Consider the following 14,601-nt stretch of genomic DNA (forward strand, 5'->3'; position numbering starts at 1 on the left):
CTTTGATTTAGCGTTTTTTTTTATGCCTTTTACAAACCATTTAACGAGCTTTTACTTCAAAAAATAGATTATTTATAAATCCTGTCAAGTTAACCATTCAGGATTCAAACCACTCAAATACCTAGTAAACACAAAGACCAGAATAGCACCTTAACAATATTTTAAGAGATTTTTCAAATTAAATCACTCTCAAAGCAATTAAACAAATTAAAAATAACAACATAAATCATTGCTTATTCAATTTTATATCGTAATATTGCAATATAAATATAAAACGATGGGAGCAACAAAAACAGATCACTTTACAGAAAGCCAGAATGAGCTGGCTGTTTTAGCCAAGGCGCTGGGCCATCCTGCGCGTATTGCTATTATGGAATATTTATTAAAAGTGGATGCCTGCATCTGCGGAGATATTGTAAACGAACTTCCCCTTTCACAGCCGACAGTTTCACAGCATCTGAAAGAATTGAAAAATGCAGGACTGATTAAAGGAAGCATCGAAGGAAATTCTATCTGTTACTGCATCAATGAGCCTGGGCTGGAAAAGATAAAAGGCTTTTTTGAGCACATATCTGATCATTTAGCAAAAAAGAAAAACGAATGCTGTTAATCTAAGAGATATGGAAATCAGAAAACTATTAGTTGAAGACTGGAATCAAGTAAAATCAATCTATCAAAAAGGAATTGATACCGGCAACGCCACGTTCCAGACCAGCGCCCCTTCGTGGGAAGACTGGGATCAGTCTCATCTTGCATCTTGCCGAATTGTGATGGAAGAAAATAACAAAGTAATTGGATGGGCTGCCCTTACCCCTGTTTCTTCCCGCTGCGTTTACGCTGGAGTTGCAGAAGTGAGCGTATACGTGGATCCTGCAAATTCAGGAAAAGGAATTGGTCTTGCCCTTTTAAAGGAACTTGTAAAACAGAGTGAAACAGAAGGAATCTGGACGCTTCAGGCAGGGATCTTTCCTGAGAACACGGCAAGTCTCCGCATTCATGAAAAAGCAGGCTTCAGGATACTTGGAACAAGGGAGAAAATCGGAAAACAAAATGGTATCTGGAGAGATACTGCGCTTCTTGAAAGAAGAAGCAGTCTTATTAATTAATAAAAAATATAGTTTAACTAAATATAAAAAATTATGAAACTTTCAGAAATTAAAGAAGTGCTTAAAACAGTTGAGGCTGTAAATTTTGAACTGCCAGACGGCACATTTGTACCAGAATATTTTCATGTAACCGAAGTAGGTCTGGTTACCAAAAACTTCATCGACTGCGGAGGAACAGTAAGAAAAGAGACTGTCGTAAATTTCCAGCTTTGGGATGCCAACGACTACGAGCACAGGCTTAAACCTCAGAAACTGATTCATATCATTGAGCTTTCAGAAAAAGTATTGGGAATTGAAGATTATGAAATTGAGGTAGAATACCAGAACACAACCATCGGGAAATACGATTTGGACTTTAACGGTAAAAACTTCACTCTACTCAATAAACAGACAGCCTGTCTTGCTCAGGAACAGTGCGGTATTCCATCTGACAAACCTAAAGTAAAATTATCTCAGCTAAATGCGGACAATGCTAATTCATGCACTCCAGGCGGAGGATGCTGCTAATCATTAAAGAGATAATTAATAAACCTTTTACAGCCCACAAAACTATGTTATATCCGCAAATTGAGAATACCGTTAAATCATTTGATTTTAAGCAAATCTCCGAAGATCGCAAAGCAGTCCTGCAGCCATTAATCGACTTCATTCAGACTAAAGTTGACAATAATCTGGAAACCAGGTTAAATTTAATCTGTACTCATAATTCAAGAAGAAGCCATCTCTCGCAGGTATGGGCGCAGACAGCGGCTGCCTTTTATGATGTAAAAAATGTCTCATGCTATTCAGGAGGAACTGAGGCCACTGCTCTTTTCCCGATGGCTGCGGAGACTTTGAAGTATTCAGGATTCAACATCAAAACTCTTTCAGAGGGATCGAACCCTTTTTATTCCATAAAATATTCAGCTGACGAACTTCCTGTCATTGGTTTTTCCAAAACCTATGATGATGATTTCAATCCTGAAAGCGGATTCGCCGCAATAATGACCTGCTCACAGGCTGACGGCGGATGCCCTTTTATAGCAGGAGCAGAGAAAAGAATTCCGATCACTTTTGAAGATCCAAAAATTTCTGACGGAACGCCTCAGCAGAAGGAAACTTATCTGGAGCGCAGCCTGCAGATAGGAACTGAAATGTTTTACGTATTCTCGCAAATAAAAAAATAAAATGTCAGCAAATAACTGTGCGCCAGCCGTCAAACGCAAAAAACTAGGCTTCCTTGACCGCTTCTTGACCCTTTGGATTTTTCTTGCCATGGCAATAGGAGTGGCAATAGGATATTTTATTCCTTCCAGCGGAGATTTCATCAATTCTTTCTCCAGCGGAACAACAAACATTCCATTGGCAATAGGGCTTATCCTGATGATGTATCCGCCTCTGGCAAAAGTAAAATATGAGCAGATGGGACAGGTTTTCAAAAACACAAAAGTCTTGGGTGCCTCTTTATTCCTAAATTGGATTGTAGGCCCTGTCTTGATGTTTTTATTAGCATTGCTGTTTTTGAACGGATATCCTGAATACATGATTGGAGTGATCCTGATCGGTTTGGCTCGCTGTATCGCAATGGTTGTGGTATGGAACGATCTGGCAGACGGAAACCGCGAATATGCTGCAGGGCTTATTGCCCTGAACAGCATTTTTCAGGTGCTGCTTTATAGCGTATATGCATACATCTTTATAACCATCCTCCCTCCCTATTTTGGATATGACGGTTTTGAGGTGAACATCAGCATTGCTCAGATTGCCGAGAGCGTCGGTATCTATTTAGGTATTCCTTTTGCTCTTGGAATTATAAGCCGTTATGCTTTGATAGCTTTAAAAGGTTCTGAATGGTTTGAGAATAAGTACGTGCCATTCATCTCACCTATTACTCTTATTTCATTGCTCTTTACAATCATTGTAATGTTCAGCCTGAAAGGGGAACTTATTGTTCAGATCCCTATGGATGTTGTGCGCATTGCAATACCGCTTGTGATTTACTTTACTTTGATGTTTATCATCAGTTTCTTTATCGGCAAATATTTTGGGGCAGACTATTCAAAAGCCACATCTATTGCATTTACAGCAACAGGGAATAATTTTGAACTTGCCATTGCCGTGGCAATCGGAGTATTTGGAATAAACAGCGGACAAGCCTTCGCAGGTGTTATAGGTCCTCTGGTAGAAGTGCCTGCTCTTATAGCCTTGGTAAATCTTGCTTTCTGGTTTAGAAAAAAGTTCTATTCAAATCGTACTGACAGTTTGTAAGTTTTTAAAAATTCATAAGAATGGAAGGCTTTAAATTATTTTTGCGGAGTATTGCTGCAGTCAGCGACCAGGAATTTGAAAATTACGGTCAATATTTCAAAACACGCACTATAAGCAGAGGGAGTTATTTTGCAGAAATTGGCAAAACATCTCATGAGGCCGCTTTCATAAAGAAAGGACTGCTCAGGACCTATTACATAAATGAAAAATCCGAAGAAGTGACTTCCTGCTTCTGCGCTGAAAATAATCTCACGGCTTCATATAAGAGCTTTATTTCGCAGCAGCCTTCGGAACTTTCCATTCAGGCAGTGGAAGATACCCAGCTTATAACAATCAGTTACAATGACCTGCAGATTCTCTATCAGAAGAGTCCGCTATGGCAGAATATAGGAAGGACAATTGCCGAGCGGCAGTATATGGTTATGGAGCAGTATGCCAGTGTTTTGTGCAATGAAACCGCAAAGGAAAAATACATGCGCATGCTTAAGGAACAGCCTGCAGTTGTAAACAAGGCTTCAGTAAATGATATTGCAAGTTATCTTGGAATAACACGCAGGACACTCAGCAGGATAAGAAATGAGATAGCACAAAAATAGAGGACATTTGTCCTTCGTTTTAATTATGCTTCCCCATAGTTTTGCTTTTATAATCAATCAAAAATAAAATGGAAACAGCAATTATCATTTCATCCTTCTTTCTTGTCCTTTTTGCGGTCTTGGCCTTGTATGATGGCTTTTATCTGCATATTTTCAAATACCAGCTTCACAATCGGGAAGAAAGTAAAACCGAGCACATTACCCATACATTGAGAGCTGTTTTCTTTCCGGCAATCCTTTATTTTTTGTTCTTGAAACAGGATAATCATACTAGTTTTGTAATAGGCTTAACCATAGTTCTTTTGGATATAATGGTGCTCGGGTATGACGCTTTTATAGAGAAAGACAGCAGGCAGTTTATGGGAGGGCTTCCGCGCTGGGAATATATTGTCCATTTATTCGTAAATGGGTTTCATTTTGCGTCAATTGCGGTTTATCTCTCCATCAGGTTTACTTTTCAAAATGGGGAAATAATGATTTCCAATATCAATCAATCTCCGGGATTCTTTAATCTGTTAATTGTAAATCTACTGCCGGGAGCTATCCTAATGGCACTTCTTCATGTTTTCTTATGCATGCCAAAAACAGCCCTTATCTGGAATAATTTCAGAGGTAAAATCAATTGTTGCTAATCCCGCTTTCTGCATAAGCAGAACATAAAAACTATGAGTTTGGAAATAAATACTATTCACAATCAGTTTTATATCATTTTAGGCAAGTATATTAAGGCGCGCATAAATGATACCCACGATGCATCTGATGTTTTGCAGGAAGTTTTTATAAAGATAAACGAGAATTTAGGATCACTGACCGACGAAGGCAAACTAAAAAGCTGGATTTTCACAATCACAAGAAATTCCATTATTGACTATTACCGAAAAAATTCAAATCATAAAAAATCGGAGCTGACCGAATGTATGATGCAAAAAGTAATGCATGAAACAGATTTTGATACTTCGGAAAGTCTGGACTGCTGTTTAATAAAATTCATTGAGCGCCTGCCGGAAGACTATCGGGATATTATCATGGACAGCGATATACATGGAATCAAACAGAAAGACTTAACAGAAAAATACAGCCTTGCCTATCCTTCCATACGGTCTCGCGTGCAAAGAGGCAGATCCAAATTAAAGGAAATGCTTCTGGATTGCTGCAGTATTGAATTAGACCGCCGTGGAAATGTTATGAATGTTACCTCTAAAAAATCATGCAGCGGAGGAAAATGCTGATATCACCGGATCATTTACGGAAGGTTCATATATAAAAATTCAGGCTGTTAGAAAAAAAATCAGCAAAGTCTGCATCATTTTTAGATTAGTACGTCTTAAGTAGTATTAATCATTAAAAATTAAAATTATGAAAAACAAAATGTACCTTACTCTTGCAGCATTGGTATTGTCAGCTGGAAGTATCTTCGCTTATGCAAACTTGTCAAAAACTGATGCGGAGAAAAATTGCACTGAAAAATGTTCAACCCATTGCTGCAAAGACGATTCGGCAACTTGTGCTCCGAAAGATTGCAAAAAGTAATTTTTTTTTGCAATTATCAATTAATTATAAGACAACTTTTTGAGTTGTCTTATTTTTTATATCAATTATTTAACAAAAAAATTATAAATAAGAATTATCAAACTTAATTATAGTATTGCAAATAGGCATACTATTGTTACTTTTATACACTAATTCTATAGGATATAAGAAGCATGATAATCAAAACACCTGCGAATAAAGGAATCTTATTGCCTTTTATTATTTTATCTGTATTTCAATTATGTGCACAGCAAAAAGACAGCTTATCCCAACAGTTCCTAATGAATATTGAAATCAGGCCAAGAGCCGAATACACTTCAAATTATATCCTTCCTCCTAACGACTCAATTGATCCTTACTTTTACATCACCCAGAGAAACAGAATTTCAATGCAATATGCTAGAGAAAAATGGCTTGTAAAATCGGATTTACAAGAAATTCATTTTTGGGATGAAAACAACAAAGCTTCCAAAGTTGGAAGCATTAATTTTTATCAGTTGTATTTTGAGACTAAGTTTAAATCCCTAAATATACGATTGGGAAGGCAGAGTGTTTTATTGGACAATGGCAGATTATTCTCCGATGCTCCCTGGGCACAGCAAGGGAGAGCTCATGAAGGAATTAGGATAATAAAATCCTCAAAATATTTCTCTAATGACTTTTTCTTTTTATTTACTCGAAAGTATGGAACTGAGTTTGAACCGACCTACTCACCTGTTGCATCGAATAAATATAAATATCTGTTGTTAAATAACCTCACCTACAATGACAATCATGGATTTTTATTTTCCTCATTGAATACTGTTGATTTTTTAGAAAATGCAAATTCTGGGAAATTATACAGCCGTGCAACAGCAGGCGGAAGAATAGAATATAAAACCAAACAATGGTATTATACCTTAAATTCATACTTGCAGTTTGGACGTAATGCAAAAGGCCAGAAATTATTCGCTTACTATTTCCAACCTGAGGTTAAGTTGTCTTTACTAAAATCTACTTGGCGTTTAGGCGCTGAAATAATAAGTGGCAGTAGTCCTCATATATCAGATGGCAGTTCCGGCGATTTTGATGTTTTATATGGCGTGACATGGAAGTTCAATGGAAATATGAATGTCTTCACCCGTTTTCCAACCGACGTTAACGGCAAAGGTTTAGTAAATCCCTATCTATTTACTGTAATTCCTTTAAATAGTAAACTATCGCTTCGTTCTGATTTTCACCTTTTTTATACTCAATATCCTCTTCTAAATAATTTGGACCAGAATGACAAAGTTTCTTGGATATGAATCTGATCTTTCTTTGAAATACATACCTGTCAAAGAACTAGAAATTAATTATGCCTTTTCTTTTTATAAATCAACAAACGCTATGGAATATCTGCCAAAAATACAAGATGAAAATAAACTTGCTATTTGGAGTTATTTAATGATTTCATATTCTTTTAATGCTGTCAATTTAAAGCATTATAAAAATTAATATATTTCAAAAGAATAAAATCTCTTTGTTTATGATTTTTGATGTTTAGAATTATATCAACAACAAATTTTGATGTGAATTTTCTAAAAATATTATTTTAGTTTTAATCACTCCAATTTATGTTTTTATGCAACGATGTTCCACCAAAAAAATATTTTAGAAAAAATAAAAATACATGACAATATTTAGCTTTTTTAACATTTAACCCTTACGATACATACAAACCTTTTCAAATCAAAAAATTAAAATAATTATCTTACAAATTCACTTGAAAATAGGCTAATTTCTTTAAATCATTCATAAAATGGTTTGTAAATTGTTCAGTAAGGGTCACAAGAAGAGACAACTAATTAATAGTTGTCTCTTTTTTTTATGCATTAATATGTAGATTTTTCAAACCTTTACAGTCTAAATTTGTGGTTCGATTTTTTAGCCTGTTTGAAATAAACAATCTTAAAGTGGCGCTATTAGAGAATTGATCGAAGCTGAACGATGGTTCGAAATCCCGTTAAGGATGTAGGATTTTTTTCTCTTTTGGTTTATCGTAATTTTTTGATAATAAATATTGTTGTTCAACTGACGTTAAAAATTGATATATTTCTCTCAATTACCTATAAAAATTCATAATGGAAAATCTATTGCTTTTAAACTTTAGGTTGCTGGGATTCAAAATATACAAACTTTCTTCTTGATGTATTATAATAATCCTTAGATTTAAAACCAGATTTCCTATGAATTAAAATACGCTCAAAGTTTGATTCATATTGAGCTCTCACTATCCATTTAAAGTTCAAATCCGGATCTTTAAAATTTAAAACTCTCTTTCTGCCATGATCTTCAAAAATTCCTACTCCATACCATAATTGCCCATCATCTGTCTTAAAATAATGTTTAAAAGTACCGTCTGGATAAAAAACATACCAATTCGAAAACATCACAGATTTCGATTGTTTACATACTATGCTGTCTTGAGCGAACATATTAATTGTAAAAAACAAAGCAAGAATTATTATCTTTTTCATTTTTATTATGCTTTTTTATATGAATAAATAAGTACCAAGATCATCTATTTAGTTCAGCTAATATATAGAAAATTTCTCGCCGAAGATATGTTTAGTAAAGAAGCTATTTAATATATAACTGCAACCCTCATCATTGGACAAATCAAAAAGATTTAATATTACTCTTATATTCGCTAAAAAGCTTATAATTTTCACAAAGCCTGCTAAAAACGTCTTATTAATACCATTTTATTAGCTGGTGTAAATTAGTTGAAAGAAAGTTTAAACCAAGAAATATGGCGAGTAGTTTTATAAACATTAAAGATATTGGATATTGGGCTAAAGATGGTTTTGTAGAGGCCATGCAACTTTGTTTCCTTTTCCTCTGCCATCCAAAGTAATTCCTTTAAAAAGTTGCAGAAAGAACTATTTATACAGAGCCTCACATTGTATCTAATTATAAAGAAAAGTATCACAATATAAGAATTTACTTTTCGTTTAAATTAAAAAACTTAACCAACAAAAAATGACCAAATCTTTTAAATTAACTGCAGTTTTTATGTTTATAACCTTAAAATTAATTTCTCAGAATTTAATTTTAAATCCAAGTTTTGAAGAAACTCGACACACGCCTGATTCAATTAGTGCATTTAATGAAAATGTAAAATATTGGTCAACTCCTAATGATGGCACAACAGATTTATTTGATGTTAATGCAAAAAATTTTATGATTTCCATTCCTGAAAATTACAATGGACACCAAACTGCTAAATTTGGTGAAAAATATGCTGGATGTTACTTTTACGCTGAGAATGACTATAGAGAATACATACAAGGACTTCTAAAAAGTCCTTTAGAAAAGGACAAAGATTATAAAGTGTCATTTTATGTTTGTCTAGCAGAGAAATCCAAGTATGCACTAAGTGATATAAGTTTTATTCTTTCAAATCCAAGATTAGACCTTCCAGGTTCCGATTATTTATCCGACAATTCACTAAAAAAATTATGGTTAAATAGCTCTTCTAAGCACTCTACTGAAAATGAAAACTATTATACGGATTCAGATAATTGGACCTTAGTTTCAAAAGTAATTAAAGCAAAAGGGGGAGAAAACTATATTGTAATTGGAAACTTTAATAATGATTCAAAAACTAAAAAGAAGAAAATCAATAGCAACGCAACTCATGACAATTCATATTACTTTATAGATATGGTTTCAATAGAGCCTTTAAATAAGATTGTTACTTTGATAAAACCCAATTCGGACAATATTGTTGAGATTAAAACAAATAAAGTTATTGAGGAAGAAACTTTAGTACTTGAAAAGACGTATACTTTAGAAAACATCAACTTTAAATCAAATAGTATTGATTTGAATGAAGATGCCATAGATGAACTCGAAAGAATATTCAATTTTTTAAAGAAAAATAACAGTACTGAAATATTGATTTCGGGTCACACCGATGACGTTGGAAGTGATGAGTATAATCAAAGTCTATCTAATGATAGAGCCCAAGCAATCGCAGAATATTTCAGTAATAAAGGCATAAGCTTGGCTAGAATAAAAACGATTGGATACGGTAATAGTAAGCCAATAGAATCAAATAAAACAGAAGAAGGTCGAAATAAAAATAGACGAGTAGAATTTAAAATAACTAAAAACAACAATGTCTATGAGTAATTTTTTCCATACTGGTTGCTTGCCGCTGATTTCTTAACAGGTAAATATCGATCCCAAAGTAGATCTTGGCAAAAGCGTGCGAAGCGGAGACATAGAAAAATATCTTAATTCGAAAGGGTTGTTAGTCCTGTCTACTCTGGATGAAATCTCCAAAAGCAGAACTATCCGTACATATTTTTTATCTCCGACATAACAAAGGTACTTTGGGTACTCCCTATGCTTTCAACTGATCCCAATTTATTAAACACAAAATCCTGATAATGTTTCATGTCTTTGGCAGAGACTTTCATTAAAAAGTCGTAATCCCCTGAGATATTATAACATTCTACAACTTCTTCTATTTTCATAATATCACTAACAAACTGATTCCCAATATTACGATCGTGCTGTTTAAGTTTGATATTACAGAAAACAATAAATCCCCTGTTTAATTTTTCTGCATCAAGGAGTGCTATATACTTCTTAATATAACCACTGTTTTCTAATCTTTTAATTCGCTCAAAAACAGGCGATGCCGAAAGATTTACCATCTTAGCAAGCTCTTTTACTGTATACTTAGAATTATCATGCAGTATATTTAGTAACTGAAGATCAATATCATCTATATGCTCCATATTTTTTTACTTTGAATTTTAGTTTAATTTATTTCTAAATTAGAATAAAATTCTTCAAATACAATCAAAAACAACATAAAAATCCTATTTCGAGCAAAATAAAAACATAACACCCTACAAAAATTAGTTTTACAGTACAAAAATCCTAAAGACAATGTTTTTTAATAAATTTCAAGCAAACTTCAATTATGCGCCAAATTGACTTTTAAAACTGTACTTCTTTTCGTCGAGCCATACCCTGAGCAATAATACTTGCAGCAATCAATTGTAAAGCATGATAAAGCATGAGTGGCAACAATACGATGCCGGTGATAGTACTGTACTGAAAAAGTACTTTTGACATAACTGTGCCGTGTACCAATGACTTTTTTGACCCGCAGAATAAGACGGTAATACGATCTTCATCTGAAAAACCAAACAGACGGCTAAGTAGTCCCACACAAAAGAATACGGCAAAAAACAACACCATCATCCCTGCAGCGAGTCCAGCAAGTTCAAGGGCGGTGAAGCCTTCGAAAAGATGTTCAGAAAATGACTTGCAAAACGACGTGTAAATAATCGTTAGAATAACTGCCTGATCAAAATATTTGAGCTGTTTCTTGTATTTTTCTGCAAGGGCGCCGAAACGGGGATTGAGGCTTATGCCAATGATGACTGGTAGTAAGACCTGCAAAATCAACTTTAAGCCGATTTGAGTGACATCAAAATCACCTGTTGCAGAAGCAATAAACAGCCCAACCCAAAGCGGCGTAACCACTACTCCAATCAAACTAGAAATACTCGCATTGAAAATGGCTGCGGGGATATTTCCCTTGGCGATGGAAACCATGACCACAGAAGAGGATACTGTAGACGGCAAAGCTGCCAGAAAAAATACACCCAGCCAAAGCAACTCTAAGCCGTTATTGACAAAAAAAGGACGCATTATCAAAACAATGAGCGGGAAAAATAAAAAGGTGGTCAACTGGACGACAATGTGCATTTTCCAATTGGAAAGTCCAGCTTTTAGTTTCTCAACACTTAGTCGCATGCCATAAAACAAGAAAATAAAGGATACACCAGCATTAGCAATCTGCTCCAGTGAAACAGGTTCTTTGACCATGCCTGGCTTTGGCAAAAAATAGGCCATCAGAATCATAGTGGCTATCATTAACAGGAAACCGTCGAAACCTGCTTTTTTTAATAATTCTACTAATTTCTTCAATGTGTTTTAAATATTATTTCTCCGTAGAGTCACGGAATTCATTTTAATATATTGAGACTAAATCCCAAGTTCTTTGCGTATAATTTCTGCTCCTGCACTTAAAGCACTTAACTTGCCTCTAGCTACGTTTCGAGATAACGGTGCCATACCGCAGTTTGTAGAAGGATAAAGATTTTCGGCATCTACAAACTCAAGAGCTTTACGCAGGGTATCAGCTACTTCTTCAGGTGTTTCGATAGTGTTCGTTGCCACATCAATAGCACCGACCATTACTTTTTTACCGCGAACAAGTTCCATTAAATTTAAAGGCACATTGGAGTTGTGACATTCTAAAGACACCACATCAATTTTAGATTTTTGAATTTTCGGAAAAATTTCTTCATATTGTCGCCACTCAGAACCTAATGTCTTTTTCCAATCAGTATTCGCCTGTATTCCATAACCATAGCAAATATGAACCGCAGTTTGACAGTGTAAACCTTCAATTGCTCTTTCTAATGCTGCCATTCCCCAATCGTTTACTTCATCAAAGAACACATTAAAAGCAGGTTCATCAAACTGGATAATATCTACACCTGCGTCTTGAAGTTCTCTTGCTTCTTCATTGAGTGCTTTCGCAAATTCCCACGCCAATTTTTCCCGGCTTTTATAATGGTCGTCGTACAAGGTGTCTACCATTGTCAAGGGACCTGGCAATGCCCATTTTATAGGCTTATTAGTCTGTTTGCGTAAAAATTTAGCATCTTCAACAAAAACTGCTTTTTGACGTGCAACCTCACCTACAACCACTGGTACACTCGCATCGTAACGGTTACGGATTTTTACTGTTTTACGATTTTCAAAATCTACACCGCTTAAATGCTCGATAAAAGTCGTTACAAAATGCTGGCGTGTCTGCTCGCCGTCACAAATGATATCTAGATCTGCCAATTGTTGTTCCTGCAGAGAAATGCGCAATGCATCTTGTTTTCCTTCAAGCAGCTGATCACCTTCTAATTTCCATGGTGACCAAAGTTTTTCGGGTGGCGCAAGCCAGGCAGGTTTGGGTAAACTTCCAACAATAGAGGTGGGTAATAATAATTTCTTCATAATAGTATAATTTTAATGCGTTGTAATCAATTAAAGAATAAAATTAGCAGACCATTGTTCCAGGAGACTTTTGTAAGGTTTAATGAAATGCTCTTCTGCGTACTTACCTTGTTCAACAGCCAATCGGCTGCGCTCCTCGCGGTCATAATCCACGCGAGTCAGTGAATAATCTTCGTGTCTAAGACTAGGTTGATAGATTTTTCCAGCCACTGAATTTGCATTGTAAATTTCAGGGCGATAAATCTTCTGAAAAGTCTCCATCGTGCTGATTGAGCTGATTAGTCCAAGATCAGTATAATCAGCAAGTAGATCTCCGGAATGATAAAAAGCCATCGGTGCCACACTGTTAATAGGCATGAAAAAACGAACTTTTAAGCCCATTTTGGAGAAATATTCATCAGTGATGGAATACTGATCCTGCAGATATTCAAACCCCAAGACTGGGTGCTGGTAATCGGTACGTGTATACGTTTTGTTACTCGATACACTCAGACAAATGATAGGTGACATCTTAAAGTGCTCTTTATAAGTAACTGAACTCACAAAGGACTTATAAAGTTTTCCGTGCAGATCACCAAAATTTTCAGGAATACAAAAATCAGATTTATCTTTATTGTACTCGATCAATAAAATACTGAAATCATAATCGCGTACGTAAGAAGAAAAATTATTCCCAGCAATACCTTCGATACGCTGACTGGTTTTACGGTCAAAAATATTCGTTTTTAAAACTTCAATCAACGGCAAATTGTTAATACCATTCTTATCATCGATTCGCATCGTTACTGTGATGATTTCAAGTTCTACAAGGTAACGATCAGCTTTTGGATTATCCAAATGAGCCAATGCATTGAATCGATTGTTAATCATATTTAATGCATTACGCAAATTTTGTTGGCGATTAGCTCCTCTAGCCAAGTTTGCAAAATTAGTTGTCAAACGCGTTTTGCTTGAAGGGTGGTAATTTTCATCTAAACAAGTGCTCTTTAGTGTGAATTCAAAATCATTCTTGATCGTATTCTGGATTTTTTCAATATCCTGCTTTTCGTTTATTCCTTTATCTTCTTGTATGTTCGCTTTCATCTTTTGATGCTGTTTAGATTTTTTACCCTGCAAATTTGAAAATAAAAGATTAAATATTTTTATTAACACAAAAAATCAGATAAATATTCTTTTTAAATGAACTCATAAAGATTATTAATCTTTAAACAAATATAATAGTGAGGGAAAACAGATAATTATTCTGTAGGTGAGCTACGATGATTGATTTGCCGGTTCTTGAAGCATTCCAAAAACTCGAAAAAGAAAACAATATAATTTATATTTACCAAAATTTTAAGATAGACATAACAATGAATTTGATAGAAAATTTAAAATGGCGCTACGCTACAAAAGCTTACAACAACATTAAAGTAACAGAAGAAAAGGTCGATCAGATCTTAGAGGCTATAAATCTTTCAGCATCTTCTTGTGGTCTGCAATCTTACCGTGTTTTTGTTGTAAGCAATCCAGAAATCCAAAAGAAATTAGGTGCTGATTCATATAATGGACAGATTAGCACTTGCTCTCATTTGTTGGTTTTTGCTGCATTCACTGACATGACTTCGAGTTACATTGAAGACTACATAGCAATGACAGAAAAACAAAGAGGTCTTGATGCGGGTGCCCTATCAGGATTTAAAAATGGACTTCATTCCTATTTCAGCGCTATTAACGCAGAACAAAAAGCCAATTGGGCAGCCAAACAAGCTTATATTGCACTAGGAACTGCACTTATTGCTGCAGCAGAATTGAAAGTGGACGCCACTCCTATCGAAGGATTTAATGCCACCACAATCGATGAGGTTTTGAGTTTAAAAGATAAAGGGTTGCATTCTACTGTTATCCTCGCTTTAGGATATCGGGATTCGGAAAAAGACTATATGGCAGCTACCAAAAAAGTTCGTTTACCTATAGATGAAATGATAACTAAAGTTTACTAATATTATTAGACTTGTAAATTATTCACTTGAAAGCAGGTCAATTTCTTTAAATCATTTATAAAATGATTTGTAAAT

At 34.9% G+C, this 14,601-nt stretch carries 18 protein-coding genes; 13 read left to right on the forward strand and 5 right to left on the reverse strand.

Translation table 11 applies throughout. From position 1 onward, the window contains the following. Positions 1-277: 277 nt before the first annotated feature. From AAYQ19_RS00140 to AAYQ19_RS00190, 11 genes are all read left to right on the forward strand, one after another. Complete coding sequence (locus AAYQ19_RS00140) at positions 278-610, forward strand: ArsR/SmtB family transcription factor (protein WP_281233733.1); 333 nt, start codon at positions 278-280, stop codon at positions 608-610. A gap of 10 nt (positions 611-620) precedes the next feature. Beyond that, positions 621-1,106, forward strand: a complete 486-nt coding sequence (locus tag AAYQ19_RS00145) for a GNAT family N-acetyltransferase (RefSeq protein WP_281233734.1) — start codon at positions 621-623, stop codon at positions 1,104-1,106. Between the two features lie 33 nt (positions 1,107-1,139). Beyond that, positions 1,140-1,613 carry a DUF6428 family protein gene (locus AAYQ19_RS00150; protein WP_281233735.1) on the forward strand — a complete coding sequence of 158 codons (474 nt, stop codon included), beginning with the start codon at positions 1,140-1,142 and terminating at the stop codon, positions 1,611-1,613. Positions 1,614-1,657: 44 nt separating this feature from the next. Then, entirely contained in the window at positions 1,658-2,272 is a 615-nt protein-coding gene (locus AAYQ19_RS00155) for an arsenate-mycothiol transferase ArsC (protein ID WP_281233736.1), read from the forward strand. Position 2,273: 1 nt separating this feature from the next. Next, a complete protein-coding gene (gene arsB, locus AAYQ19_RS00160) occupies positions 2,274-3,353 on the forward strand; it encodes an ACR3 family arsenite efflux transporter (protein ID WP_281233737.1) in 1,080 nt (359 codons plus the stop codon). Between the two features lie 20 nt (positions 3,354-3,373). Then, entirely contained in the window at positions 3,374-3,949 is a 576-nt protein-coding gene (locus tag AAYQ19_RS00165) for a Crp/Fnr family transcriptional regulator (RefSeq protein WP_281233738.1), read from the forward strand. A 68-nt stretch (positions 3,950-4,017) separates the two neighbouring features. Then, the gene (locus tag AAYQ19_RS00170) at positions 4,018-4,581 is read left to right on the forward strand and encodes a hypothetical protein (protein ID WP_281233739.1); all 564 of its coding nucleotides are present in this window, start codon (positions 4,018-4,020) and stop codon (positions 4,579-4,581) included. A gap of 33 nt (positions 4,582-4,614) precedes the next feature. Beyond that, entirely contained in the window at positions 4,615-5,178 is a 564-nt protein-coding gene (gene sigZ, locus AAYQ19_RS00175) for an RNA polymerase sigma factor SigZ (RefSeq protein ID WP_343532596.1), read from the forward strand. Between the two features lie 127 nt (positions 5,179-5,305). Further along, positions 5,306-5,479, forward strand: a complete 174-nt coding sequence (locus AAYQ19_RS00180) for a hypothetical protein (protein ID WP_343532598.1) — start codon at positions 5,306-5,308, stop codon at positions 5,477-5,479. 173 nt (positions 5,480-5,652) lie between these two features. Beyond that, a complete protein-coding gene (locus tag AAYQ19_RS00185) occupies positions 5,653-6,765 on the forward strand; it encodes a hypothetical protein (RefSeq protein WP_289877081.1) in 1,113 nt (370 codons plus the stop codon). After that, positions 6,743-6,955 carry a hypothetical protein gene (locus AAYQ19_RS00190; protein ID WP_289877080.1) on the forward strand — a complete coding sequence of 71 codons (213 nt, stop codon included), beginning with the start codon at positions 6,743-6,745 and terminating at the stop codon, positions 6,953-6,955. The genes AAYQ19_RS00185 and AAYQ19_RS00190 overlap by 23 nt, the downstream gene beginning before the upstream one ends. Positions 6,956-7,599: 644 nt before the next feature. Here AAYQ19_RS00190 and AAYQ19_RS00195 read toward each other — a convergent pair. After that, entirely contained in the window at positions 7,600-7,977 is a 378-nt protein-coding gene (locus AAYQ19_RS00195) for a hypothetical protein (protein WP_343532602.1), read from the reverse strand. Positions 7,978-8,482: 505 nt separating this feature from the next. Here AAYQ19_RS00195 and AAYQ19_RS00200 point away from each other — a divergent pair. Then, positions 8,483-9,637 carry an OmpA family protein gene (locus AAYQ19_RS00200; protein WP_343532604.1) on the forward strand — a complete coding sequence of 385 codons (1,155 nt, stop codon included), beginning with the start codon at positions 8,483-8,485 and terminating at the stop codon, positions 9,635-9,637. 161 nt (positions 9,638-9,798) lie between these two features. Here AAYQ19_RS00200 and AAYQ19_RS00205 read toward each other — a convergent pair whose 3' ends face one another. The 4 genes from AAYQ19_RS00205 to AAYQ19_RS00220 form a co-directional block, all read right to left on the reverse strand. Then, positions 9,799-10,251, reverse strand: coding sequence for an Lrp/AsnC family transcriptional regulator (locus AAYQ19_RS00205; RefSeq protein ID WP_343532607.1), 453 nt, complete (start codon positions 10,249-10,251; stop codon positions 9,799-9,801). A gap of 205 nt (positions 10,252-10,456) precedes the next feature. After that, positions 10,457-11,455, reverse strand: coding sequence for a bile acid:sodium symporter family protein (locus AAYQ19_RS00210; protein WP_343532609.1), 999 nt, complete (start codon positions 11,453-11,455; stop codon positions 10,457-10,459). A 57-nt stretch (positions 11,456-11,512) separates the two neighbouring features. After that, positions 11,513-12,544, reverse strand: coding sequence for a methionine synthase (locus AAYQ19_RS00215; RefSeq protein WP_343532611.1), 1,032 nt, complete (start codon positions 12,542-12,544; stop codon positions 11,513-11,515). Positions 12,545-12,574: 30 nt separating this feature from the next. Beyond that, a complete protein-coding gene (locus AAYQ19_RS00220) occupies positions 12,575-13,627 on the reverse strand; it encodes a DUF1852 domain-containing protein (RefSeq protein WP_343532613.1) in 1,053 nt (350 codons plus the stop codon). Positions 13,628-13,896: 269 nt separating this feature from the next. Between AAYQ19_RS00220 and AAYQ19_RS00225 the strand changes: the two genes are divergently transcribed. Beyond that, the gene (locus AAYQ19_RS00225) at positions 13,897-14,526 is read left to right on the forward strand and encodes a nitroreductase family protein (protein WP_343532615.1); all 630 of its coding nucleotides are present in this window, start codon (positions 13,897-13,899) and stop codon (positions 14,524-14,526) included. Positions 14,527-14,601: the final 75 nt, after the last annotated feature.

This window comes from Flavobacterium mesophilum, assembly GCF_039581405.1.
Taxonomy (GTDB): Bacteria; Bacteroidota; Bacteroidia; order Flavobacteriales; family Flavobacteriaceae; genus Flavobacterium.

Bases quoted from the DNA above. Each gene is read 5' to 3' on its own strand.
- arsB (WP_281233737.1), top strand. From the start codon at position 2,274: ATGTCAGCAAATAACTGTGCGCCAGCCGTCAAACGCAAAAAACTAGGC.
- AAYQ19_RS00195 (WP_343532602.1), bottom strand. From the start codon at position 7,977: ATGAAAAAGATAATAATTCTTGCTTTGTTTTTTACAATTAATATGTTC.
- AAYQ19_RS00205 (WP_343532607.1), bottom strand. From the start codon at position 10,251: ATGGAGCATATAGATGATATTGATCTTCAGTTACTAAATATACTGCAT.
- AAYQ19_RS00145 (WP_281233734.1), top strand. From the start codon at position 621: ATGGAAATCAGAAAACTATTAGTTGAAGACTGGAATCAAGTAAAATCA.
- AAYQ19_RS00215 (WP_343532611.1), bottom strand. From the start codon at position 12,544: ATGAAGAAATTATTATTACCCACCTCTATTGTTGGAAGTTTACCCAAA.
- AAYQ19_RS00155 (WP_281233736.1), top strand. From the start codon at position 1,658: ATGTTATATCCGCAAATTGAGAATACCGTTAAATCATTTGATTTTAAG.
- AAYQ19_RS00180 (WP_343532598.1), top strand. From the start codon at position 5,306: ATGAAAAACAAAATGTACCTTACTCTTGCAGCATTGGTATTGTCAGCT.
- AAYQ19_RS00170 (WP_281233739.1), top strand. From the start codon at position 4,018: ATGGAAACAGCAATTATCATTTCATCCTTCTTTCTTGTCCTTTTTGCG.
- AAYQ19_RS00150 (WP_281233735.1), top strand. From the start codon at position 1,140: ATGAAACTTTCAGAAATTAAAGAAGTGCTTAAAACAGTTGAGGCTGTA.
- AAYQ19_RS00220 (WP_343532613.1), bottom strand. From the start codon at position 13,627: ATGAAAGCGAACATACAAGAAGATAAAGGAATAAACGAAAAGCAGGAT.
- AAYQ19_RS00200 (WP_343532604.1), top strand. From the start codon at position 8,483: ATGACCAAATCTTTTAAATTAACTGCAGTTTTTATGTTTATAACCTTA.
- sigZ (WP_343532596.1), top strand. From the start codon at position 4,615: ATGAGTTTGGAAATAAATACTATTCACAATCAGTTTTATATCATTTTA.
- AAYQ19_RS00225 (WP_343532615.1), top strand. From the start codon at position 13,897: ATGAATTTGATAGAAAATTTAAAATGGCGCTACGCTACAAAAGCTTAC.
- AAYQ19_RS00165 (WP_281233738.1), top strand. From the start codon at position 3,374: ATGGAAGGCTTTAAATTATTTTTGCGGAGTATTGCTGCAGTCAGCGAC.
- AAYQ19_RS00140 (WP_281233733.1), top strand. From the start codon at position 278: ATGGGAGCAACAAAAACAGATCACTTTACAGAAAGCCAGAATGAGCTG.
- AAYQ19_RS00190 (WP_289877080.1), top strand. From the start codon at position 6,743: ATGACAAAGTTTCTTGGATATGAATCTGATCTTTCTTTGAAATACATA.
- AAYQ19_RS00185 (WP_289877081.1), top strand. From the start codon at position 5,653: ATGATAATCAAAACACCTGCGAATAAAGGAATCTTATTGCCTTTTATT.